The 363-nt window shown below is 51.0% G+C and carries 1 pseudogene; it reads right to left on the bottom strand.

What is annotated here, in order from left to right:
* Nucleotides 1-363 (bottom strand): annotated as a pseudogene (locus EOC83_RS32625) (FAD-binding oxidoreductase); the annotation flags it as partial.

The raw sequence follows: 363 nt of genomic DNA, 5'->3' as shown, positions 1-363 counted from the left end.
TCCTAGGTGGAAGCGATCGTCAGGCGTGAAGCTCTCAGGTCCATTGAAGAAGGTGCGAATACCAACCTTGCCCAACATCGGCATGCGCTTTAGGGCCTTCTCCATAATGGGTTCGAAATGCGCAAAATCCTCTGGCAACTGGTCAAAGCAAAAGCTTTCGGGAATGCCGTCCATACCCCATGGCTTAGCCTTCGGTTCTACCGCCCCAAAGAGGATCTTCCCTGCATCTTCTTTGTAGTACGTATGTTCGTCCGGAACCCGAATGATCGGCAGTCGTGTAAGCCCTTCTATTGCCTCCGTGATCAAATAGAAATGTTCACAAGCATGCAAGGGAATCGCCACGTCGCTTCTAGAGCCAAATTC

The sequence above is a fragment of the Mesorhizobium sp. Primo-A genome (genome assembly GCF_003997175.1).
Classification (GTDB): Bacteria; Pseudomonadota; Alphaproteobacteria; order Rhizobiales; family Rhizobiaceae; genus Mesorhizobium; species Mesorhizobium ciceri.
This window is presented reverse-complemented; position numbering and strand designations above follow the sequence as displayed.